This is a genomic window from Streptomyces sp. NBC_00683 (assembly GCF_036226745.1).
In the GTDB taxonomy this organism is placed as follows: Bacteria; Actinomycetota; Actinomycetes; order Streptomycetales; family Streptomycetaceae; genus Streptomyces.
Map to the genome: position 1 here is coordinate 5,431,916 of NZ_CP109013.1, position 20,761 is coordinate 5,452,676.

The 20,761-nt window shown below is 72.3% G+C and carries 16 protein-coding genes; 6 read left to right on the forward strand and 10 right to left on the reverse strand.

Going from position 1 to position 20,761, the window contains the following annotated elements; genetic code table 11:
• The first annotated feature begins 4 nt into the window (after nt 1-4).
• Together OG257_RS24310 and OG257_RS24315 are read left to right on the forward strand one after the other, a co-directional pair.
• Nucleotides 5-2,782 carry a caspase family protein gene (locus OG257_RS24310; RefSeq protein ID WP_329210691.1) on the forward strand — a complete coding sequence of 926 codons (2,778 nt, stop codon included), beginning with the start codon at nt 5-7 and terminating at the stop codon, nt 2,780-2,782.
• Nucleotides 2,779-4,263 carry an extracellular solute-binding protein gene (locus tag OG257_RS24315; protein WP_329210693.1) on the forward strand — a complete coding sequence of 495 codons (1,485 nt, stop codon included), beginning with the start codon at nt 2,779-2,781 and terminating at the stop codon, nt 4,261-4,263. Before OG257_RS24310 ends, OG257_RS24315 begins: the two co-directional genes overlap by 4 nt.
• 31 nt (nt 4,264-4,294) lie before the next feature.
• Here the strand turns inward: OG257_RS24315 and OG257_RS24320 are convergent, their stop codons facing one another.
• Nucleotides 4,295-5,302: an SEC-C domain-containing protein gene (locus OG257_RS24320; RefSeq protein ID WP_329210695.1), complete on the reverse strand. Its 1,008-nt coding sequence runs from the start codon at nt 5,300-5,302 to the stop codon at nt 4,295-4,297.
• A gap of 249 nt (nt 5,303-5,551) precedes the next feature.
• On the opposite strand from OG257_RS24320, the gene OG257_RS24325 reads away from it, so the two are divergent.
• Nucleotides 5,552-5,881: a DUF6412 domain-containing protein gene (locus OG257_RS24325; protein WP_329210697.1), complete on the forward strand. Its 330-nt coding sequence runs from the start codon at nt 5,552-5,554 to the stop codon at nt 5,879-5,881.
• 88 nt (nt 5,882-5,969) lie between these two features.
• Nucleotides 5,970-6,740: a YidC/Oxa1 family membrane protein insertase gene (locus OG257_RS24330; RefSeq protein ID WP_329210699.1), complete on the forward strand. Its 771-nt coding sequence runs from the start codon at nt 5,970-5,972 to the stop codon at nt 6,738-6,740.
• A 32-nt stretch (nt 6,741-6,772) separates the two neighbouring features.
• Here the strand turns inward: OG257_RS24330 and OG257_RS24335 are convergent, their stop codons facing one another.
• A complete protein-coding gene (locus OG257_RS24335) occupies nt 6,773-7,117 on the reverse strand; it encodes a hypothetical protein (RefSeq protein WP_329210700.1) in 345 nt (114 codons plus the stop codon).
• 323 nt (nt 7,118-7,440) lie between these two features.
• Here OG257_RS24335 and OG257_RS24340 point away from each other — a divergent pair, with 323 nt between their 5' ends.
• Both OG257_RS24340 and OG257_RS24345 read left to right on the forward strand, forming a co-directional pair.
• Nucleotides 7,441-8,301 carry a fumarylacetoacetate hydrolase family protein gene (locus OG257_RS24340; RefSeq protein WP_329210701.1) on the forward strand — a complete coding sequence of 287 codons (861 nt, stop codon included), beginning with the start codon at nt 7,441-7,443 and terminating at the stop codon, nt 8,299-8,301.
• A 208-nt stretch (nt 8,302-8,509) separates the two neighbouring features.
• On the forward strand, nt 8,510-9,136 hold the full coding sequence (locus OG257_RS24345) for a pyridoxamine 5'-phosphate oxidase family protein (protein WP_329210703.1): 627 nt from the start codon (nt 8,510-8,512) through the stop codon (nt 9,134-9,136).
• Nucleotides 9,137-9,238: 102 nt separating this feature from the next.
• Here OG257_RS24345 and OG257_RS24350 read toward each other — a convergent pair whose 3' ends face one another.
• From OG257_RS24350 to OG257_RS24385, 8 genes are read right to left on the reverse strand one after another with little or no spacing between them, the layout of a single operon-like run.
• Nucleotides 9,239-10,459: a M20 metallopeptidase family protein gene (locus tag OG257_RS24350; protein ID WP_329210705.1), complete on the reverse strand. Its 1,221-nt coding sequence runs from the start codon at nt 10,457-10,459 to the stop codon at nt 9,239-9,241.
• Nucleotides 10,456-11,520 carry a methyltransferase gene (locus tag OG257_RS24355; protein WP_329210707.1) on the reverse strand — a complete coding sequence of 355 codons (1,065 nt, stop codon included), beginning with the start codon at nt 11,518-11,520 and terminating at the stop codon, nt 10,456-10,458. Before OG257_RS24355 ends, OG257_RS24350 begins: the two co-directional genes overlap by 4 nt.
• On the reverse strand, nt 11,517-12,350 hold the full coding sequence (locus tag OG257_RS24360) for a 4'-phosphopantetheinyl transferase family protein (protein WP_329210709.1): 834 nt from the start codon (nt 12,348-12,350) through the stop codon (nt 11,517-11,519). The genes OG257_RS24355 and OG257_RS24360 overlap by 4 nt, the downstream gene beginning before the upstream one ends.
• On the reverse strand, nt 12,347-13,270 hold the full coding sequence (locus OG257_RS24365; RefSeq protein ID WP_329210710.1) for a DMT family transporter: 924 nt from the start codon (nt 13,268-13,270) through the stop codon (nt 12,347-12,349). Before OG257_RS24365 ends, OG257_RS24360 begins: the two co-directional genes overlap by 4 nt.
• Nucleotides 13,267-18,774, reverse strand: coding sequence for a non-ribosomal peptide synthetase (locus OG257_RS24370; RefSeq protein WP_329210711.1), 5,508 nt, complete (start codon nt 18,772-18,774; stop codon nt 13,267-13,269). The genes OG257_RS24365 and OG257_RS24370 overlap by 4 nt, the downstream gene beginning before the upstream one ends.
• Complete coding sequence (locus OG257_RS24375) at nt 18,771-19,610, reverse strand: hypothetical protein (RefSeq protein WP_329210712.1); 840 nt, start codon at nt 19,608-19,610, stop codon at nt 18,771-18,773. The genes OG257_RS24370 and OG257_RS24375 overlap by 4 nt, the downstream gene beginning before the upstream one ends.
• Nucleotides 19,607-19,864 carry an acyl carrier protein gene (locus OG257_RS24380; RefSeq protein WP_329210714.1) on the reverse strand — a complete coding sequence of 86 codons (258 nt, stop codon included), beginning with the start codon at nt 19,862-19,864 and terminating at the stop codon, nt 19,607-19,609. The genes OG257_RS24375 and OG257_RS24380 overlap by 4 nt, the downstream gene beginning before the upstream one ends.
• Complete coding sequence (locus OG257_RS24385) at nt 19,864-20,745, reverse strand: diiron oxygenase (protein WP_329210716.1); 882 nt, start codon at nt 20,743-20,745, stop codon at nt 19,864-19,866. The genes OG257_RS24380 and OG257_RS24385 overlap by 1 nt, the downstream gene beginning before the upstream one ends.
• Between the last annotated feature and the right edge of the window lie 16 nt (nt 20,746-20,761).

Here is a 20,761-nt window from a genome sequence, read left to right on the forward strand (position 1 = left end):
CGCCGTGCCGCCGTACAACGCGCGCGGCGAGGAGAACAGAGCCGAGCGGCACCGCGCCGTGCTCGTCGGGGTGGAGACCTACACCGGTAACCGGAACGACCTGCCGGCCGTACGGCACAGCCTTCGCCTCATGGCCGAGGCACTGACGGCCGAGGGTACCGGGGTGCTGGATCCGGCGGATCTCGTCATCGTTCCCGGAGCCGGGGAGCCGGACGGTTCCAGGGCCGTCGATCCGCTGCGGGTGCGGGCGGCGCTCAGCGCTGCCCGCGACGAGGTGACCGGCCTGCTGATCGTCTACTTCGCGGGGCACGGCATCGTGCGCCCCGACGGCAGCGACCTCAACCTGATGTTCACCGACTCGCGCGTCACCCGGGACCGGCACCACCCCTTCGTGGACACCCTGTCCTGGCGGGACGACGTCATGCCCGAACTGCGCAACGCCCGCGCCGACTGGGTGGTCGTCATCCTCGACTGCTGCTTCGCGGGCAACGCGCTCTCCTCGTTCACCCCTGCCGTCGGCCAGAACTTCGCGCTGCTCACCGCGGCCGAGCCGGGCGTGGAGATCCCGCCCGGCGACCCCGCCACCGGTACGGAGTTCACCGCGGCCCTGCACCGGCTGCTGACCGGGTCCACCGCCGGGCCGGAACCGGCGACGTTCACCCGCGTCGTCACGGGGATACGCGAGGCGATGGCACCGCTCAAAGCCGTCGACGGGCACCCGTGGATTCCGGAGGAGCGGCGGCACGGCGACGATGTGGTGCTCGCCCTCACGGGAGACGCGCCACCACCCACGCCGCCTTCCCCGCAGCCCCCGCCACGGCCGACGCACCCGGTTGCTCCGCCGGAGCCGCGAAGGCGGCGACTGGCCTCAGCTGCTGTCGTCGGGCGCCGGCTCCTGGCACGGCCCCGCCGGTTGACCCGCACAACCACCCTCGTCCTCACGGGCGTTGCCGTACTCGCCGGGGCGGGCGCCTGGCTCCTCACGGGCCTCGTGCCGGGCGGGTCCACCTCCTGTGCGCCGCCCCTGGAGCTGCGCGTCCTCGCCGACCCCGACATCCGTTCCACCGTCCAGCGGGCCGCCGACGCCTACCCGAAGCAGCGCCGGGACGGGGACCGCGACTGCCGGGCCACCAACATCACCGTGTACGACGCCAAGGCCACGGACGCCGTGGCCGCCTTCCGGTCCTCCTCGCTCTGGCAGGAGCCGCCCGCCGCCTGCCCCGCGTCGGGCGACTGCCTGCGGCCCCAACGGGACCTCGGCGCCCAGCCGGACATCTGGATTCCGGCCGCCGGGAGCGCGTGGCAGCGGGCGACCGACACTGAGGAGAGCGATGCCGCCGGAGGCAGCGCCGCCGCCTCCGCCTCGGCAAGGGCGGCCGGTTCCGACGAGGGCGCCGGGAACAGCGTCGTGACGCTGGAGCCGCTCGGCCCCCTCGCGTTCACCCCGATGGTCCTCGCCGTGCCGTACACCATGCCGCTGGCGAAAGCCGTACAGACCGGCACCCCGCTCGGCTCGATCATCTCCGCGCTGCGGGGGGCGCAGAAGGAACCGGTCGCCGTCCTGCGGCCCGACCCGGAAGGCACGGAGGGGGCCCTGCTGTCGACCGGGGCCCTGTACGCGTCCGAGGGCTCCGGGCCCGCGTCGGCGCTCGAACAGGGCATGGCCCAGGCGCTCCGGCCGATGCCCTCCACCGCCCGGGAGCTGATGTGCGCCCTGGCCGACGTGTCCAGCAACTCCCTGGAGGACAGGGCCGCCGTCCTCGTACCGGAGCAGACCATGGCGCAGTTCAACCTGCGCCCCACGGACCCCGGCCACCCGTCCTGTGCGACGGACACCCTGGACGGCCGCACCGCCCAGTACCCCTCCGACGTACCGGTCCTGGACCTGCCGTTCATCCGGGTCACCTGGGACGACGCGGGCCGGGACGCCGACGCGCGCAGGACGGCGGTGACGGACTTCCACGCGTGGCTGGCCGAGGACGCCGACGCGCAGAAGCTGTTCACCGACGACGGATTCCGCGGCGTCGACAAGGACGGCAGCCCCGCCCCGCCCGCCCAGGGCTCGCCGCTCACGGCGGACGCCAACGAGGAAGCCGTACGGGAGCAGCTCCCGCCGGCCGGCGCGAGCACGGTCACGGCCGCCTCGCTGAGCGAGACCCTGCGCCGCTACCGGGAGGCCCTCGGGCCGGGACGGGTCCTGTACCTCCTGGACAACTCGACCTCGATGGCGGACAAACGGGTCTGGGACGGAACAGGACGGGCCAAGGAACTGGTGACGCGTTCGATGGGGTCCCTGGGTGCCAAGGACACGTACGGCGTGTGGTCCCTGGCCGTGCGGGGCGGGAAGAAGGCCACGGACGTGGTGCCGTTCGGGCCGAACGCCCGGGACGCCGGGCAGCGGGACAGTGCGCGGCGGGCCGTCGCCGCGGCCAGGACCGCCGATCTCGACGCCCGGATCGCGGACGGGCTGCGCGACGCCCTCGCCACCCTGCGCGGAGGGTCCACCGACGACGAACAGCCCAGGCTCCTCGTCCTGGTCACCGACGACGAGGACTCCGCCGCCATCGGGAAGAAGGAGCTGGGCCGGCTGCTCGCGGACGCCCGACAGGGGCCTCCCGTCCGGATCGTGGCGGTCTCGCTGCAGAGCGGCGGCTGCTCGGCCGGCCGGTTCGGCGAGCGGCTCACCGAGGCGACCGGCGGGCGCTGCCTGGACCCGGCCGACGACATTCCGACCGAGTTGGCAGCGGAAGTCGCCAAGACCGGTACGGGGGACGCCAAATGACGAGCCGTCAGCATCGCTGCCCCGTCGGCCGCGCAGTCGCCGCGGTCACCTGCCTGCTCACCCTCGCGTGCGCCGCCTGTACGGGAGGCCCCGACGACACACCCCCGCCCGGCGGGAAGGGCGAGGCCCGAGGACCCATCGTCGTCGCCAGCGGCCTCGACGTCACCGGGTCCGGGGGCGTACGGCAGCAGCTCATAGAGGAGTGGAACCGCAGGCACACCGGGAACAAGTCCCAGCAGGCCAAGCTCGTCGAACTGCCCGGCGGCGCCGACCAGCAGCGCAGTCAGCTCCTCGGCGCGCTCCAGTCAGGCAGCGCCCGCTATGACGTGGTGAACCTCGACATCACCTGGATCCCCGAATTCGCCGAGGCCGGACTCATCAGCCCGATGCCCGGCACCGGCAGCGGCAGTGGTGACGACGACGGTGCCGACGCCGTCGATCTCGACTTCATCAAGCGGGTCCACGCGACGACGGTCTGGAAGAGCCGCTCCTACGCCCGGCCGTTCAACACGGACGTCGGCCTCCTCTACTACCGCCCCGACCTGCTGACGGCCGCGGGAATCCAGACCGGCCGCCAGCCCACCGCCGCCTGGAGCTGGGACGACCTCTACGCCTCCGTCGGAACCCTCGCACTCAGCCCCGACCGCGCCGAGGACCGGGCCGGCTGGACCACCCAGCTGAAGCAGTACGAGGGGCTGACCGCCAACGCCATCGAGGCCTTCGCCAGCGTGGGCGTCGAACTCGCCGACAGCGAAGGCCACTACACGTCGAGCCCCGAGGAACTGAAGAAGGGGCTCGACGAACTGCTCGACCGCGCCCGCCTCGGCCGGATCCAGCCCGCCGCCCTCTCCTCGGACGAGACGGCGGCACTCACCGACTTCGCCGCGGGACGCGCCGTGTTCCTGCGCCACTGGCCCTACGTGTACGGGGCGCTGAAGGCACTCCTGCCACCCGACGCGTACTCGGTGAACCGGCTGCCGGGCGTCTCCGTGCTCGGCGGGCAGAACCTCGCCGTCACCGCGGACTCGCCCCGCGCCGACGACGCCCGCGAACTCGTCACGTTCCTGACCTCGCGGGAGAGCGAGCGCTGCCTGCTCGACGCGGGCTTCGCCGCGACCAGGGCCTCCGCCTACTCCAACGACCCTCGATGGCCCTGCTGGCCCCGGGTGGCCGCGGCGCTGCGGCCCGCCGGGGACTCGCCCGAGGCGGCGGGTACCGCGGCCACACCGACCGGGACGCCCGCTCCGTCGGGAGAGGGCGCCCGGAAGGACCAGGGGCAGTCGGCGCGCGACGCGTACCGACGGACCCTGAGCGCGGCACTGAACGAGGCGGTGCAGCGCCCACGCACCCCCTACTACGGGGCGTTCACCCACGTACTGCAGTCCCATGTGCACGCCCTGCTGGCCGCCAGGTCGCCGGACAGCGACACGGCGGCCACCGAACTCGACGCCGCCCTGCGGGACGCCTTCGCGGGCAAGTGAACGGGGCGGGGGAGCGAGCGGCCCCGGCGGGTTACGCGGTGCCGTGGCACTCCCGGTACGTGCGCCCGGAGCCGCACCAGCACGCCGCACTGCGGGCCGGGGGCCACGGGACCGCACGGCCGCGGGCCGCGAGGGTGGTGGCGTACTGGGGGAGCAGGTCCGGGTCGGACGGGGAGGCGGCCTCCGATGCGGCGAACGCCTCGTACGAGGGGACCGTGCCCGTGACGATGCCGAGATTCGGGGTGCCCGTGGCGTGCAGGTCCCGCAGCGCGGCTTCCAGGCGTGCCAGGTGGCCGGCGTGGCCGAGGTACTCCTGGGTCAGCTCCGGATACGCGGTGAGGAGCTCACGCAGCTCGTCCTCGGGCCAGTGCAGCACCGCGACGGGGAACGGGCGGGAGAGCGCCGTGCGGTAGGTGCCCAGCTCGGCGCGGAGGCGGTTGATCTCCGCCCGCAGCTCGCCCGGATCAGAGGAGCCCAGGGCCCACAGACGCTTCGGGTCGTGGAGCTCGTCGAGCGGCACGGCCGCCGTGTGGAGCGTGTCGGCCAGCTCGTCCCACGCGTCGTGACCGACGCCCCTCAGCCTGCGCACCCGGTGGCGTCCGGTCAGCAGCGACTGGGTGGCGTACGGCACCTCCTCGCCCGGGGACAGCAGGAGCGTCAGCGCGGCCGAGAAGACCTCGTGGGCCGACTCCAGCTCGTCGTGGGCCTCGAGCGTCTCCGCGATGATCTCCCACGGCGCCGCGTCGAGCGGGCCGGCGGCGCGGATGCCGTCGATGATCGCGCGGGCCTCCGCCTCGTGGCCGTACTCCCAGAGGTTGGCCGCTTTGAGCGCTTTGACGAGATGCGGGTTGTCGATGGCGGTTTCGGAGGACGCGAGCAGCTCGTCGTACAGAGTGGCGGCGCGGGCTCGGTCGCCGGCGAGCTCCAGGTGGGCCGCGGCCTGGAGGAACAGCGGCTCGTGGTCCTCGGGGTACTGCGCCGCGGTGCGCAGCAGGCGCTCGGCTTCGGTGGTGTGGTCGGCAGGCGTGTCGGGGCGCATGAACCACACCGTACTGCGGTACAGGGGCTGGGTGAGAGAGCAACGGATGGAGCCGTGGTGGAGGCCACAACGCAGGCGGGGTCCGGGGAATCCGGCCGGCGGTGCCCCGCTCCCGCCCGGCCGGATCCCTCGGTCGCCCGAGGCGGGCCGCGAGGCCGATCGTGTATAACGGCTGAGGGACATGCAGGACCAGCAGGACAGACCGGGCCAGGCGCGCACGCGCCGCACGACAAGGAGAAGGAGGGACCGATGAACGACATGAACCGTCTGCGTCGCACGGTCGCCCGACTGCTCCGGCCCGCCGCGTTCCTCGTCCTGTTCCTCACCGAGGTCCTGCTCGCCGAAGGCGGCAGCCTCTCCGCCGCGGTCGCGCTCGCCGCCACCGCCGCAGCCGGATCGGCGCTCCTCGTCTGCTCCGTCATCAGCGCACGCTGCGCCGCCCCCGTGCCCCGCACCCGGGTGCGCACCGCGATGCGCGACAGGGAGAAGCGCACCGCGTTCCTGCCGCAGCGGGATCCCGACGCCAGGGGGCGCACCAGGCCCCGAGCGCCCGGATCCGCCCTCCTGACGGCCGCGTAGGGACCAGCTCCTCCTCGTACTCCCCGCGCGGGTCGTCCTGCCGAGTTCCACTCTTCCCGGCACGACGAGACCCCCGGAGGGCTCACCCATGTCCGCTTTCATGTCCGCCTTCGCGAGCCTGGTCGGCGCGTTCGCCGATCTGCTCCAGCCGCTCTTCCAGACCGCGTCCACCGCCGCCGCGATCGTCCTGTTCACCGCCCTCGTACGGCTGGCCGTGCACCCCCTGTCGCGGGCCGCGGCGCGCGGGCAGAAGGCCCGCACCAAGCTCCAGCCGCAGATCACCGAGCTGCGCAAGAAGCACGCGAAGAACCCCGAGCGCATGCAGAAGGCGCTCATGGAGCTGCACGCGAAGGAGAAGGTCTCGCCGCTCTCCGGCTGCCTGCCCAGCCTGCTGCAGATGCCGGCCTTCTTCCTGCTCTACCACCTCTTCTCCAGCCAGAAGATCGGCGGCGACCCGAACTCGCTGCTCGGCCACGAGCTCTTCGGCGCGCCCCTCGGCGAACGCTGGCACGACGCGCTCGCCGACGGCGGGCCCTTCGGTGCGCAGGGGCTGGTCTACCTCGCACTCTTCGTGATCGTCGCCGCGGTCGCCACGTTCAACTACGGCCGCACGAAGCGCCAGATGGCGGCGAACCCGGTGACCCCCGCGACCGGCCCCGACGGGCAGCCGGTGCCGGGCATGGGCGCGATGACGAAGGTGATGCCGCTGATGTCGTTCCTGACGCTCTTCTCCGTGGCCTTCGTGCCGCTGGCCGCGGCCCTGTACATCGTCACCAGCACCACGTGGACCGCGATCGAGCGGGCCTACCTGTACCGGGACACCCCGGCCACGGAGGCCGCGCTGGCCCCCGCGCTCTGAGGCGAGCGGACCGCGGGGGCGGGCGGGTCCGATCAGCCGAAGACCACGGAACGGACCTTCAGGCGATCCGAGGCGCCGCCGCCGGGACGCAGCGTGTAGTAGACGTCGCCCTCGCAGTCGGCGGAGAGGAAGACGGTGGCCGTCGCGTCCGTGATGTTCTTCGGGGCGTACGCGGGCGGCAGCGCGTCGGAGTCGGCGCCGGGGAGGTTGATGCACGCGCCGCTCGGCGGGTCGTTCAGGAAGCCGACCGCCTCGTAGCCCTCTTCGGTCTCGTACGTGTACCTGAACTGGCCGGTGGCGGCGGAGGCTGCGGTCGGCAGGGTGACGACGAGGGTGAGGGCGCCGAGGGCGGCGGCGACGGTGTGGCGAAGGCGCATGGAAGCAGTCCTCTGGAAGTAGGAGTGGGATCGGTCCCACGCTGCCCCTGTACCGGTGGGGCGATGCTCATCGTCACTCCGACGGCCGCCGGAGAAACCGTTCCTCCTCACCCGTTGGGGGGCGTGCGGGCCCTCGGATCCCTCGCTCCACCCGGTGAAGGCGCAGCCGGTGCGCCCCGGGATCCGTGGTGGACCGCCACGGACCGGTCCCAGTAAGTGAACAAGGTCTTGCGGGGTGATCGGATGTCTTGGAGGATCAGCCAAGCCCTTCGTTGGCCGCAACCCACCGGCGGGCTCGATCTCGACCTAGGGGAGATGGACCGTTGAAGCTGCTTCGAGTAGGTACGGCGGGAGCGGAACGCCCCGCGCTGCTTGACCGTGACGGCACCCTGCGCGACCTTTCCGGGCTCGTCACCGACATCGACGGCGAGCTGCTCGGCGACGCGTCGGCGCTGGACCGGGTGCGGGAGGCCGCCGCGACCCCCGATGTGCTGCCGCCGCTCGATGCGGACGGGCTGAGGATCGGGCCCCCGGTCGGCCGGATCGGCAAGATCGTGTGCATCGGGCTGAACTACCACGACCACGCCGCCGAGACGGGCGCGGCGATCCCTGAGGAGCCGATCCTGTTCTTCAAGGCTCCGGACACCGTCGTCGGGCCCGAGGACACGGTGCTGGTGCCGCGCGGCAGCCGTAAGACGGACTGGGAGGTCGAGCTCGCGGTGGTGATCGGCCGCACTGCCCGCTACCTGGACTCCGCCGAGGAGGCGCTCGGCCATGTCGCCGGGTACGCGACGGCGCACGACGTCTCGGAGCGCGAGTTCCAGATCGAGCGCGGCGGGACCTGGGACAAGGGCAAGAACTGCGAGACGTTCAACCCGCTGGGGCCGTGGCTCGTGACGGCGGACGAGATCCCGGACCCGCAGGCCCTGCCGCTGAAGCTGTGGGTCAACGGTGAGCTGAAGCAGGACGGCACGACGGCGGCGCAGATCTTCCCGGTGGGCGAGGTCGTGCGCTACCTCAGCCACTTCATGACGCTGTACCCGGGCGACGTGATCAACACGGGTACGCCGGCGGGAGTGGCGATGGGCCGGCCGGAGCCGAAGCCGTTCCTGCGGGCCGGGGACGTCGTGGAGCTCGAGGTCGAGGGGCTGGGGCGGCAGCGGCAGGAGCTCAAGGACGCGTAGGTCCGGGGCGGGGCTGCCGGGCCCGTCCGTTGACGTCTCGTCCTCCACCGCCGGACGGGCTCGGTCCCGTGCCACGTGTTGCCGGGTCGCCGGCGGTGTTCATACGACCGACACCCTCCGCCGACGTCGCTGAACTAGGCTTTGCATCGATGCATTCAGGCAGCTCTTTCCGCTTGCGGACCCGCGTCCTGGAAGGGAGAACCGCCCTATGAGCCGATATGCCCACGTGGCGTTCACCGAGAACGTCCGGCGTGTGCAGGAGGAGCGGGGGAGCGCCGCAGCCATGGAGCGACTGCTCGCCGGGGACGGCGTGCAGGCCGATCGGATCGGGCCCCACGAGGCCGATTTCATCGGGGCGCGGGACGGGTTCTACCTGGGCACGGTGGGCGAGGACGGCTGGCCGTACATCCAGTTCCGAGGGGGCCCGCCCGGGTTCGTGCACGTCATGGACGAGGAGACACTGGCCTTCGCCGACGTGCGGGGGAACCGGCAGTACATCACCGCCGGCAACCTCCGGGGCAACGACCGTGTCGCGCTCTTCTTCATGGACTACGCGCACCGGGCGCGGCTCAAGGTGTTCGGCCGTGCCGAGGTCAGGGACACCGGCGACCTCACCGGAATACCCGAACGGGTCGGGCGCATCAGTACGGACGGGCATCAGGAGAGGCTGATGGTCATCCGGGTCGAGGGTCTCGCGTGGAATTGCTCCAAGCACATCACTCCGCGCTTTTCGCAGGCCGAACTCGCGGACTCGCTGGAGCAGGTCTCCGAGCGCCTCGCCGAGTTGGAGGCGGAGAACCGTGAGCTGAGGGAACGGCTGCGGCAGCGGGACTGAACCCGGAATCCGTAGGCCCGGCACCGAACCCGAAGCGCCGGTGCGGCCCGGGGCGCGGTACTGAGTCCGCGCCCCGGGCCGCCACCGTCCGACAGCGGCCGGTCAGCCCGCCGAGGCCAGCCGCCGTCCGGCCAGGTCCGCGAGGAGCCGGGCGCCGTCGCCGAGGACCTCGCTGCCGAAGACGGCGTCGGGGCTGTGGTTGAAACTCGCCGTCCCGAGGTCGCGGTCCGGCGGGCAGGCGCCGAGGAACAGCATGGCTCCGGGCACCTCGTCGAGCACGAAGGAGAAGTCCTCCGACGCACTGAGCGGGGTCGGCGCCCAGACGAGCCGGCCCGGCCCCAGCGTCTTCTCGACCGTCTCGGCCGCGAAGTCCGCCTCGGCCGGATCGACGACGGTGACCGGGTAGTCCATGGAGTGGTCCACCGTCACCGTCACGCCGTGGGCCGCCGCGACCCCCTCCAGGACCCTGGTCACCCCGGACAGGACCTGCGCCTTCGCACCCGGCCCGAAGGTGCGGATGCCGATCTTCAGCTCGGCCTCGTCCGGGATGATGTTCGCCGAGGTGCCCGCGTGGATGCTGCCGACGGAGATCAGTACCGGGTCGAAGGGATCGAAGCCCCGGCTCGCGTACGTCTGCAGGGCGAGGACCATCTCGCACGCGGCCGGGACCGGGTCCCTCAGCAGATGCGGCTGCGAGTCGTGCCCGCCCCGGCCCCGGACCGTCACCCGCAGCGCGTCGCCCCCGGCCAGCAGCGGCCCCTTGCGGGTGAGCGCCAGGCCGGCCGGCAGTATCGAGGACGCCACGTGGAGCGCGTACGCGGCAACGGGGCGACGGCCCGGTCCCGCCGCTTCCAGTACCCCTTCCTCGATCATCAGCCGCGCGCCGTGGTGCCCCTCCTCCCCCGGCTGGAACATGAAGATCACGTCCCCGGCCAGTTCGTTCCGCTCCTCCGCGAGCAGCCGTGCCGCGCCGACCAGCATGGCCGTGTGCAGATCGTGTCCGCAGGCGTGCGCCCGGCCCTCGAACTCGGAGGCGTACGGGAGGCCGGTCGCCTCCGTCAGTGGCAGCGCGTCCATGTCGGCGCGCAGGAGCACGACGGGAGGGTCGCCCTGCCCGTGCTCGCCGCCACGGCCGCGCAGCACGGCCGTGACGGACGACAGGCCGCTGCCCGTCGTGATCTCCAGAGGCAGTCCGTCGAGCGCCGCGAGGACCTTCGCCTGGGTCTGCGGCAGGTGCAGGCCCAGTTCCGGCTCCCGGTGGAGGTCCTCACGCAGTCGTACGAGGTCCTCCAGCGGGCCGGCCGCGGGCAGTGTGCCCGTCACTTGGTCGCCGTGATGATGCCGTGCGGGGTGATGGCTTCGGTGCAGCGGGTGCGCAGGACCGAGTCGAACCCCACCTCCTTCAGGGACTCCTCGTACTTCTCCCACGCGTAGAGCATCCCGCCCTCGCCGGCCACCGCGGCGAAGAAGGGGCTGGCCAGTGCGGCCATCAGAGGGCCGTCGTAGTTGTCCTCCGACATGGAGTTGAGGATCATCACCCGGCCGCCGACGGGCAGTACGGAGTGCGCGTGGCCCAGCAGCACGCGGATGCGGTCCTGCGGCCAGATCTGCAGTTGGTGGACGAACATCACCGTGTCGTGACCCTCGGGGTAGGCGTCCTCGAAGATGTCCCCCTCGACGACCTTGACGCGGTCGCTCAGCCCCGCTGCCTCCACCCGCTCGCGGGCCAGTTCGACCACCTTCGGGATCTCGAGGACGGTGACCTCGACCTCGGGGTGGGCCTTCGCCACCGCGATGGCCATCGTGGCGTCGCCGCCGCCGACGTCCAGGATGCGCCGGGAGGAGCTGAAGTCGCCGTAGTTGATCAGGTGTTTGGAGGCGACAGCCGACCAGGTGCCCATGAAGTGGTAGAAGACCTGAAGCAGTTCGGGGTCCTCGCTCAGCCGGTGGTAGACCGTGGAGCCGTCACCCGGGTACCTGCGCAGGCCGACGTTGGTGTTGTCCCGCAGCGACTCGGTGAAGTCGACGAGCCCCGGGTACGTCACGTACGCCTCGAACCCGACGACGGCCTTGACGAGTTCCCAGTGGCCGCCGGTGAACAGGTCGGAGACGTCCTTGGTGTTGAAGTAGCCGCTCTCGGTGCGCTCGACCAGCTTCAGCGAGCTGACGCCCAGCACCAGGATGTCCAACGCCCGCTCCTGGAGACCCAGTTCTTCGAGGATCTGCTGCCGGCCGGCGCCGGGACTGCGCTCCAGCAGGTCGAAGAGACCGAGTTCGACTCCGGCACGCATGAACTGGAAGGCGTTGTGTCCGAGAAGCACCGTGGTCAGGGCGTCCGGGATGACGCTCTCGTGAGGGGTGAACGGGTTCTGTACCTCGGTCATGATGTGTCTCCCTGGTATGAGGGGGTGTCGATCGTTTCTTCGAGGTCGAGGTCGAGCGACCGCAGCGACCGCGGACCGGAGGCGGCGGGGGAACGGGGGGCGGCCGTGGAACCGGGGGCGGCGACCGCGACGGCCACCGCGGCGATCACCCCGGACGGGACGTCGGCCAGGTCGTACAGGTCGTACAGGTCGTACGAGCCACGCGAACCTCGCGGGGCTCGTACGCCGGCCCGGTGCGGGCGATCCGGACCGGCCGGACCGGGAGGCAGGTGCGAGAGGTCGAGCAGGGCCATCCCGGGCAGACCGGCACCGGTCGCCTTGACCACCGCCTCCTTCCGGACCCAGGTGCGCAGGAGCGCCTCCCGGGGGGTGCGGGATCGGCGGATCCGGTCGGCCTCACCGGCGGTCAGGAAGCGCCGCAGCGTACGGAGACCGGGCGCCCTGTCGCGGTGCAGCCTCTCCACGTCGACGCCGACCGGGCGGTCGGCCGCCGCGGCCGCCACCACCCCGTCCGCGTACGAGAGGCTGACCTCGGGCGCCGTTCCCGGGCCCCCGACGACCCTCGGCCTGCCGTGCCGGCCGCCGCAGTCCGGGCACCGCTGCTCCAGCACGACGTCCCGGGGCGAGCCCCCGTTCCGGTCGGCGGCGCAGAGCCGGGCCAGGAAGCGCGCCGCGACGAAGTCCGCCCGCGCCCCGTCCGTACGGGCCGCCGCGAGACGGAGCGCCTCGGCCGGTGTCAGGACCGAGGGGCCGGCCCCGGGCATGGCCAGTACCTCGCGCGTGTCGGCGACCGCGACGGTGGCGGCGGTGACCGCCGGACCCTTTCTCACTTCTTGCGCTGGCTGAAGACGACGCCGCCGAGCGACAGCGCGCCGCCCACGACCGCCAGCCACGGCGGCGTCTCGGCGAGGATCAGCCAGGCCAGGGTCACGGCGATCGGCGGGGAGAGGTAGGTGAGCGCGCCCATCTTTCCGGCGGTCGAGCGGGCGAGCGCGTACCCCCAGGTGGTGAAGGCCACCGAGGTCGGGAAGACACCGAGGTAGATCGTCCAGGCGATCGACTCGCCGCTCGCGTGCGAGAGGTTGTCGATGAGCTGCGGCAGGAACGGCAGGCACAGCACGGCGCCGACGACGCAGGCGAGCCAGGTGACCACGAGCGCGGAGCTGTTGGCGAGCAGCGGCTTCTCCGTGACGACACCGGCCGCGTACGCCACGGCGGCCAGCAGCGCCAGCGCACTCCCCGTCCCGGCGTCCAGGCCCTCGCTGGAGGTGGCCAGGCCGATCAGCAGGACGCCGGCGAGCGCCACGGTGCCGCCGATGACCAGCGAGCGGGGGAATCCCTCCTTGAGCAGCAGCCCGGCCAGTACGGCGATGAGCACAGGGCCCAGGCTGATGATCATGGAGGTGGTGCCCGCGTCGATGCGCTGCTCTGCGGCGTTGAGCGCGACGTTGTAGACGCCGAACCACAGGAATCCGCAGAGGATCAGTCGCGGCGCGTCGGCGCGGGGCGGCATGGGGACCCGGCGGATCAGGACAACGGCGCCCAGCAGCACGGCCCCGATGAAGAGCCGCGCCAGGGTGAGGGCGCCCGGGTCGATGTCGTCACCGGCCGCACGGATGCCGATGAACGCGGAAGCCCAGAGGACGACCGTGACCACCCCCGCCACCACGGCCAGCCTGGGCGTGCCCGCGGCGGGGACGGGGGTCTCGGGCGGCGGAGTGGTCCCCTGATCGGCTTGCGCAGAGGTCACAGCTGCTCACTTCCTTCTCGTTCTGGTTCGTTGTGGGCTGACGGTTCTCGTGCCGGTGCCGCCGAAGGGTCCAGGGCGGACGCCAGTCGCCGTGCCACCTCGGCGACGTGCGGCGGACGCAGCAGGGTGAAGTGGTTGCCCGGGAGGGTCGCCTCCTCGCGGATCCCTCCCCGGGTCAGTGGGGCCCAGGAGGTGCGGGGTTCACGGAGCCGCTCGCGGGCCCACCACACGGTGAGCGGGGCGTCGACCCCCGAGGGCCGGTGGGCCAGCACCAACTGCTCGTGCTGCTCGGCCAGTTCGGCCTGGAGCAGCAGAGCCTCGGTGGGCACCGCCGGCAAGCCGCGTTCCTCGGCCCAGGTGATCAACTGCTTCAGCCGTTCCTGCAACGGCAGTCCGCGCAGCCGCTCGCGGAGTGCGGCCGTCTCCTGAAGGGTCACGGCCAGTCCGGGGAGGGAGTCGGCGAGGGCCACGGCGGGGGCGAGCAGCGGATCGGGGTCGCCGGCCCCGGGGACGGACGAGTCGAGCAGGGCGACCAACTCGACGTGTTCACCCGCCGCCTCCAGCACGGCCGTCACCTCGACGGCGAGGGCGCCGCCCATCGACCAGCCCGCGAGGTGGTACGGCCCGGTGGGCCTGCGGTCACGGACCAGGTCGGCGTACTGGGCGGCCATCGCGGCGAAGGTCTTCGCCTCGGGCTCGCCGGACAGGGCGCGGGACCGGACGCCGAGCACCTCCCGCCCTTCCGGCAGCAGCCGTACCAGTTGCCGGTACGCCATGACGTCGCCGCCCGCCGGATGCAGCAGGAAGAGCGGCGCCGGCGTGACGGGGGCCCGCAGCGGGAGGACCTGGGCGTGCGCCGACCCGACGGATATCAGTTCGGCGAACCGCTCCACGGTGGGCGCCTCGAAGAGGGAGGTGAGCGGCAGCCGCACCCCGAAGCGGCGGGTCACCGCGGCGACGAGACGGGCCGCGAGGAGCGAGTGGCCGCCGATTTCGAAGAAGTCGTCGTCGAGGCCGATCGTGGCCGGGTCGCGCCCGAGGAGTTCGGCCCACAGTGCGGCGACGGCCCGCTGGACCGTCGTCCGCGTGGTGCGGACCGCGCCGCCGTGATCGGACGGCCTGCCCGGCGCCGGCAGGGCCGCACGGTCGAGCTTGCCGTTGGCGGTGACGGGGAGGGCGTCCAGTGCGACGTACTCGGGCGGCACCATGTGGTCGGGCAGCGAGCGCGCGAGGAAGGTCCGCAGTTCGTCCCGGCCCGGTGCCCCGCCGGGACCGCCGGCCGCGACGACGTACGCCACGAGCCGGTCTTCCCACGGGCGCACGGCGGCAGCTCGTACGGACGGGTGGGCGGCCAGCCGGGTCTCGATCTCGCCGAGTTCGACGCGGAATCCGCGCAGCTTCACCTGCCCGTCCGCCCGGCCGAGGAACTCGATCGCCCCGTCGGGCCGTTGGCGTACGAGGTCCCCGGTGCGGTAGAGCCGCCCGCCCGGTCGGCGCGGGTCGGGGACGAACCGTTCCGCGGTGAGGGCGTCGCGGTTCCGGTAGCCGGTGGCGAGCTGAACGCCGCCGATGTGCAGTTCGCCGACGATCCCGAGCGGAACCGGGACCAGCCGGTCGTCGAGAACGTCGAGCGTGGTGTTGGCTACCGGACGGCCGATGGGGACCGGGCCCTCGGCGTCCTGCGGCCCGCATCGCCACGCGGACACGTCCACGGACGCCTCGGTGGGGCCGTAGAGGTTGTGCAGTTCGACGCCCGGATGGGGGTTGCGCGCGAAGAACTGCCCGACGAGGTCCGCGGGCAGGGCCTCGCCGCTGGCGAAGACGCGACGCAGCGGCCCGCCCCGGCCGGAGGCCGGACCGGATGCCGGGTCGGCGAGGAAGACACGCAGCATGGACGGCACGAAGTGGACGGTCGTCACCGATTCGCGGCGGATCAGCTCGGCCAGATACCCGGGGTCGCGGTGGCCCTCGGGGCGGGCCACCACGAGCCGCGCGCCGGTCGTCAGCGGCCAGAAGAACTCCCACACGGAGACGTCGAACGTGAACGGGGTCTTCTGGAGCACCGCGTCGGCGGCCGTGAGCCCGTAGGTCTCCTGCATCCACAGCAGCCGGTTGCAGATGCCCCGGTGGGTGAGCTCGACGCACTTGGGTGTGCCGGTGGAACCCGACGTGTAGATGAGGTAGGCCGCTCGGTCGGGCCCGACCACCGGGTCCGGGCCCTGCGACTGCCCCGGTACCCCTTCCGGATCCGACGCGGCACCGACCACCCGCAGTACGGGTATGCCGTCCGGGAGGCCGCCCGCCGGCAGCGGCCCGGCGGTGAGGACGAGGTCGGCGCCGGCGTCCGACAGCATGAACGCCATGCGCTCGGCGGGTGTGGCCGGGTCCACGGGGAGGTAGGCGCCGCCCGCCTTCAGGACCGCCAGCAGGGAGACGACGAGTTCCGTCGAACGGTCCAGGTGCACCGCCACCGTGGGCCCGGGTCGCGAACCACCGGCCCGCGACGCGTCCTGGGCCCCCCGGATGCGCCGGGCCAGGCGGTCGGCCGCCGCGTCCAGCTCGGCGTAGGTGAGGGTACTGCCCTCGAACACGACCGCCGGAGCGTCGGGGGTGCGGCGCGCCTGCTGCTCGACCCGGACGTGCAGGGGGGTGTCGAGGTCGTAGGGCCGTGCGGTGTCGTTGTACGAGTCGAGCAGCCGCACCTCCTCGTCGGACAGCATCGTCGGGGCGGCCACCGGATCGTCGGGGCTCTCCAGCAGGGCGTCGAGCAGCGCGAGGTAGTGACCGGTGGTGCGCTCCCGCTCGGTCTCGCCGAAGCAGGCGGTGTTGAAGTCGAAGTCGAGTACGAACCGGGGCGGGGCGGCGGCGTCCGTGCGCAGTTCACGGACCTGGAGGGTGAGGCGGTCCGGTGAGTGACCTGTGTCGACGAGGTCGAACCCGGCCGGGGAGCCGAAGCCTTCGAAGACGGCGTTCTGGTAGTTGAGGTAGACGTCGTAGAGGCGTGCGCCGCCGCGGTGCCGGGGTACGTGGTCCTGGTGGCGGGCGGCGTCGAGGAAGGAGCGCTGGACCTCCCGGGCGAGCAGCCGGAACGTGGTGTCACCGCCGATCCGCAACTGGAGCGGCAGCACGTTCATGAACAGGCCCACCGTGGAACGGAATTCGGGCGTGCGACTGGCGAACGGCGTCCCGACACGCAGGTGTTCGCCGCCCCCGACGCGGTGAAGATAGGCGAAGAGCGCCGTCCCGAACGCGGTGGCGGGCGACGCGTACCCCTCCTGCCGGGCGAACTCCGTGATGCGGGTGCTGCGTCCGGCACCGAGGTCGACGCTCAGGCGTGCGGTCCGGGTGGTGCCGGCAGCGGTGTCCTCCCGGCCGTGGAAGGCGAGTCGTTCGACCGGCCGGTCCAGGGCCCCGCGCCAGTGGCGTTCGGCCCGGAGGCGGCGCTCCGAGCCCCGCAGCGAGCGCTCGTGGTCGACGTACGCCTGGAACGGCGGCAGGGGCTCGGCCTCGTCGAGTCGCCCTTCCCGGTCCAGGTCGTAGTACGTGGACAGGGTGCGCAGGATCAGCGCCATGGACCAGGCGTCGCAGACCAGGTGGTCCACGTTGAGGTACCAGGCGCAGTCGGTGGCGCCGAGCCGGAGCAGGGCGGAGTCGAAGACCGCCCGGGCGGGGTCGAGTCCGCCCTCCGAACGCCTGCGCGCCCAGCTCATGGCCGCGGCACGGGGGTCGGGCTCGTCGGTCAGATCCACCAGGTCCACCGGGGCGGCCGCCGTCTCGCTCACCCGTCGTACCGGGACACCGTCGATCTCGTGGAAGGTGCTGCGCAGCGCGTCGCTGTTGTCCACCAGCTTCTGGAAGGCACGCTGCAACCGCTCGTGGTCGAGCGGCCCGGCGAGGGTGAAGAGCGCGGTGACGTTCTCGTAGTAGAGACGCACGTCACCGGAGGTCTTCTTGCCGAAGTACAGAGCCAGTTGGCTGTCCGTCAGGTTGGTCTCCGGGGGCGGCGCGTCCGCCTGTTCCGGGGCGTCGGCCGTGGCGGACGACTGCGGGGACCGGACCGCCCGGCGGACGACCCCCTGGAACTCCTCGGCCCACGCGGCGACCGTCGCGGCGTCGAAGAGGTCGGTGCGGTATTCGAGGCAGCCGAGCAGTTCGCCGTCCTGCTCGCGCAGATGGAGGCTGAGGTCGAGGGGCGAGACCCCCAGGTGGAAGTCGTCGGGCGCGGCCGGGGTGAAGGTCAGCCCGCCCGCCCGGAGCCCGTCGGCGACGGCTGGCTGGAGGGAGAAAGCTGTCTGCCGCAGTACGGTCCGCCCGGCAGGCCTGGGCGGACCGACCTCGCGCACGATGTCCCCGAAGGGGATGTCATGGGTCAGCGCCCCGCTCAGCACCTCACCGGCGTGCCGGGCCGCCGTGGCGAACGTCATGCCCGGCCGCAGTCGTACCCGCAGCGGCAACGTGTTCACGTGGAAGCCGATGAGCCGCCCCTCGTCCGCGCCGCGGCGCTCGTCCACGGGGGCGCCGATCACGAAGTCCCGCCCGCCCGTGATGCGGTGCAGCGTCGCGGCGTAGGCGGCGAGCAGGAACCCGTAGGCGGTGGAGCGGTCCCGGCCGGCGGCCGCGCGCAGCTCGTCGTGGAGGGCGGCGGGGATACGGAAGCCGTGCCGGGCACCCGCGACCGTCTCCCGGGCCTGTCGCGGACGGTCGGTGGGGAGGTCGAGGACCGGGAGGCCGTCGGCGAGCTCCGCACGCCAGTACGCGGCCGAGCGGTCGTACCCCGCTGCGCGGTCCCCCTGGGGGCGGGGCGCCGCTGCGCGTGGCGGCGGCGGCAGCGGGGAGGGGCGTCCCTCGCTCAGAGCGTCGTGGAGCGCGGCCAGTTCCTCGGCGAAGACGCCCACCGACCAGCCGTCGCAGACCAGGTGGTGCGCGACCACCGTCAGCACATGCTGTTCGGCGGTGCAGCGGTAGAGCCCGAACCGGACGAGCGGCGGCCGCTCCAGGTCGAAGGGGCGGGTGCCCTCCTCCCGGTGCAGCTCCCGTGCCCGCCGCTCACGCTCCTCCGGTTCCAGCTCGCCGAGGTCCACGAACACCGGCTCGACGGCCGCGGGCTCCACGACGTGCGGCACCGGCCGGCCCTCGTGCTCGCGGAAACCCGTGCGCAGCGCCGGATGGCGTGCGGTGATCTCCGTCAGCGCGGCGCTCAGTGTCCCGGTGTCGAGCGGCCCCGTCAGACGGAACGCGGCGGAGAGGTGGTGAGCCGGGCTCGCGGGGTCGAGCCGCTGGAGCAGCCACAGCCGCTCCTGGGCGTCGGAGGCGGCGCCGGACCCGGCGGGCACCGGTGCCGGACCGGCGGAAGGCGATGCCGGACCGGCGGCATCCGGTGACGCTGCCGCGGGTCCCGGGACGTCCGACGCCGCCGGCGCGCCGGGCTCCTGCCGCAGCCGGGCCATGAGCCGGGCCCGCTCCGCTTCGGGTAATGCCGCCAGCCGGCCCAGGAGGTCGCTCACGAAGCGGCCTCCGCGACCCGTTCGAGGATGTCGTCGATGTTCGAGTGGGTCTCCAGGAGTGCCGCGATCCACCGTTCCAGGCCGAAGGCGACGCAGCCGGTGTAGGCGGGCCCCCCGTCGGCGAGGGAGATGTCGCAGCGCTCCCCGAAGAAGTTGCGGTGGAAGTTCAGGGAGCCGATGGCCAGGGTGGAGCCGTGCACGAACTCCTCCTTCACCGGGAAGAGCTGGGCCAGCAGCGCGCGCCCGCCGTCCTTCTCGAAGAAGGGGTCCGAGGCCGCCTCGACCGTCAGCCCGAGGCCGAGGCAGGCCGCGAACTCGACCACCTTCGTACGGAACGCGGCCAGGTGTTCCAGGACCGCCTCACGGGGGCCCAGGCAGACGATCTCCCGCATGGTGAAGCCCCGCAGCCGGCGCAGCCCGTCGTAGTAGTCCTCGTTGCGGAAGCACTTGGCGACGGTGGTCACGAACCGGGGGCCGGTGAGGCTGCTGGAGCGGTGATGGAGGTAGACGTTGTAACAGGCCGCGGACACCAGCCCGTACTCACTCGGTCCAAGACGGTCCGCCGCGACCGCCAGGCCGTCCGCCACGGCCCCGCCCGTCGGTCCCCCTTCGGCAGGGAGCCTCAACGGGGCGGTCATCAGGGCGAGTTGTGGAAAGTTGTCGAAGTAGTCGATGGATTCCAGGTCGGCGGCGCCGATCACGGTCGGGAAGAGCATCGGGGCGGCGCCGGCCTCCCGCGCCCACGTGCGGAAGTGTCCGTCCAGCAGGTCCATGAGGCGGACGAGCTCCGGCCCGAGAGTGACGAGTCCGCCGCGCGCCGTGTAGAGGTCGCTCATGGCGCACCGCCGCCGAGGGAGTCCACCAGCACCTTGTCGCGGATGCCGCGCAGGGTCCGGAAGCCGACGACGTTCTCCGCGGTCAGTTCCAGCTCGTGGCCGGCCACGTCCTCCAGCAGGAAGAGGAGCTGGGGGAAGTCGAGGGAGTCGATGAGCCGGCTGTCGATGAGGTCCTCGTCCCAGTCGATCGCCGTCACCTCGGGGTTGCGCGCCAGCAGCCAGGCCCGCACGCGTTCGATCTCGGCGTCCGCCATCAGGCCGCGCTCCCTTCGAACGGGGAGCGGCTGATGATCCCCTGGCTCGTCAGGAACCCGGTGATGCGCTTGAAGAACGTCTCGTGGTAGCCCGTCCGCGCCGGGTCCTTCAGCAGCTCCTCGCGGAGGGCGAAGGGCTCGGCGATGCCCGCGTCCCGGTACACCGAGGGGTTGTAGAGCGACTGCACGCTCGCGGTGATGTAGCGCCGCAGGTACAGGTCCAGGCGATCACGCAGTTCCTGGTCGCCGCGCTCGCGCAGCGGCTCGTAGAGCAGACCCACGAGCTTGCGCCCCATGACGATGTGGCGCCACTCGTCGTCGTGGTGCACCTGGTTCACCTCCCGGATCAGGGGGTGGAGCGTGGCGTCGCGTCCCATCCGGAGATTGAAGTGGTCCACCAGTTCCTCGAAGATGAGGATGCGGGCGAAGACGAGGAAGTGCGCGACATCGATGTCCTCCTCCGCAACCGTGACGGGGAGCGACTTGTCCGGGTAGATCTTGTCGCCGTAGCGCAGGCAGAACTGGGCGAAGAACCACATGTGCCCGTTCTCCTCGCCCAGGAAGCGGTGGAAGAACTCGGACGGCAACTCGAACCCGGGGCTGTGGATGCGCCGGGTCACCTCGATGAGCAGCTCGCGTATGCCGTGGATGTTCAGGCTGAAGAAGTTGACGGCTTCCCACTTGCTGAGCCTCATGAGCTGTTTCTCGTCCAGCTCCCGCGCGTAGCGGGTACCGGCCACGCTGAGCAGGTCGGGCGTCATCCACCACTGCTGCTCGGCGAGTTCGTCGACCCATTCGAAGCGCGTGTAAGGGCTGTAGTGGTGATCGGTCGCGTCGGCGACCAGGTGGTCGAGCGTTTCCACCACGTCTGACGTATCCATGGTTTCCCCTGCCGGT

What these genes read in the sequence shown, in the direction of transcription:
- OG257_RS24315 (WP_329210693.1), top strand. Translation starts at nt 2,779, where the DNA reads ATGACGAGCCGTCAGCATCGCTGCCCCGTCGGCCGCGCAGTCGCCGCG.
- OG257_RS24320 (WP_329210695.1), bottom strand. Translation starts at nt 5,302, where the DNA reads ATGCGCCCCGACACGCCTGCCGACCACACCACCGAAGCCGAGCGCCTG.
- OG257_RS24325 (WP_329210697.1), top strand. Translation starts at nt 5,552, where the DNA reads ATGAACGACATGAACCGTCTGCGTCGCACGGTCGCCCGACTGCTCCGG.
- OG257_RS24330 (WP_329210699.1), top strand. Translation starts at nt 5,970, where the DNA reads ATGTCCGCTTTCATGTCCGCCTTCGCGAGCCTGGTCGGCGCGTTCGCC.
- OG257_RS24335 (WP_329210700.1), bottom strand. Translation starts at nt 7,117, where the DNA reads ATGCGCCTTCGCCACACCGTCGCCGCCGCCCTCGGCGCCCTCACCCTC.
- OG257_RS24345 (WP_329210703.1), top strand. Translation starts at nt 8,510, where the DNA reads ATGAGCCGATATGCCCACGTGGCGTTCACCGAGAACGTCCGGCGTGTG.
- OG257_RS24355 (WP_329210707.1), bottom strand. Translation starts at nt 11,520, where the DNA reads ATGACCGAGGTACAGAACCCGTTCACCCCTCACGAGAGCGTCATCCCG.
- OG257_RS24375 (WP_329210712.1), bottom strand. Translation starts at nt 19,610, where the DNA reads ATGAGCGACCTCTACACGGCGCGCGGCGGACTCGTCACTCTCGGGCCG.
- OG257_RS24380 (WP_329210714.1), bottom strand. Translation starts at nt 19,864, where the DNA reads ATGGCGGACGCCGAGATCGAACGCGTGCGGGCCTGGCTGCTGGCGCGC.
- OG257_RS24385 (WP_329210716.1), bottom strand. Translation starts at nt 20,745, where the DNA reads ATGGATACGTCAGACGTGGTGGAAACGCTCGACCACCTGGTCGCCGAC.